A 1,187-nucleotide genomic window follows, 5' to 3' on the forward strand; every position below is an offset into this window, starting at 1 on the left:
GCATCGTGCGCCGTACGGGGATCACCACCGCCGAACACGCCGCCCTGCTGCGCGACCTGATCCCTTGGAGCGAGGCGCTGCCCGCGCAGGGCATCACCGTCCTGGAGGTCCGCGAGGACCTGGAGGCCGGCGGCCCGCTCCGGGCCCGCCTGGTCGTGGCCGACCGGGCGGTCCTGAAGGAGATCGGCGAACTGGTGCTGGCCGCGCCCGACGACGGCTGGTCCGGCTACGCCGGCGCCAGCGTCCTGCCTACCGGGCACGATCTGAGCGTGAGCGGCGGCCGCTACTGATGAGGCTGTGAGCGATAGATGGCCTCTGGAAGCGCTAGTTGGCCAGTCTGAGAGCGCAAGCTAGTACATGCCCGAAGCGATGCCTCAACCGCTGAAGAACGGCAGGTCGGGTCGACGGACCTTTCATGGACTGGGACGATCACGCCTGAACGTCAGGACGGGACGGCCAAGACGCGGTCGAGGATCTCCGTGAGGTTGGATGTGCTGGTCGCGAAGTTGAGCCGGGCAAATCCGGTGGTGTCAACCGTGGTGTGCTGGGAGAATTCGGCCCCTTCGCTCAGCTTGACTCTCGCCAGGCGTTCGAGGTGTTCGGCGGGGGCGGCGGCCCCGATCGGGCTTGCGGTGAAGTCGAGCCAGCTCAGGTACGTGCCCTCCGGGCTGTGGTAGTGCGGATTCCAGGGCAGCGCCGCCGCCCACTCCTGGACCAGGCGCCGGTTGCGCTCCAGGGTGCGCATCAGAGCGGCCAGCCAGGCGTCGGATCGGCGCCAGGCGGCCACGGTGGCGACCCGGCTGAGGGTGCTCGGCGTTCCGAAAAAGTCCAGCGGGGCCCTGTCCAGCGCCTCGCGCAGCCGGTCGGAGCCGATGTGCGCGACGGCGCAGCGGAGCCCGGCGATGTTGAACGCCTTCGTGGCCGAGGTGGCCGTGACCGTTCGCGTGGCGGCCGTGCCGACGGAGGCGAACGGTATGTGCCGGTGCGGGGCGAACACCAGATCGGCGTGGATCTCGTCGGCCAGTACCACCAGATCGAGTTCCTCGGCCGCCGTGGCCAGGCCGAGCAGTTCGGCGGGCGTGAAGACGCGGCCGGTCGGATTCTGCGGATTGACGACCACGAGCATGCGGCAGCTCTGCTCCCGCAGGTACCCGGCGAGCCCTTCGGTCCGGAAGCGCCACCCCGTC

2 protein-coding genes are annotated in these 1,187 nt (G+C 69.8%); one reads left to right on the forward strand and one right to left on the reverse strand.

All coding sequences use genetic code 11. The annotated features are described in order from the left end of the window. Positions 1 to 290, forward strand: a 290-nt coding sequence (locus AB0J09_RS65295) for a hypothetical protein (RefSeq protein WP_360714603.1), incomplete at its 5' end; no start/stop codon positions are given. Between the two features lie 152 nt (positions 291 to 442). Here the strand turns inward: AB0J09_RS65295 and AB0J09_RS65300 are convergent. After that, positions 443 to 1,187, reverse strand: a 745-nt coding sequence (locus AB0J09_RS65300; protein WP_360714605.1) for an aminotransferase class I/II-fold pyridoxal phosphate-dependent enzyme, incomplete at its 5' end; no start/stop codon positions are given.

This window comes from Nonomuraea sp. NPDC049784 (genome assembly GCF_040659615.1).
GTDB lineage: Bacteria > Actinomycetota > Actinomycetes > Streptosporangiales > Streptosporangiaceae > Nonomuraea.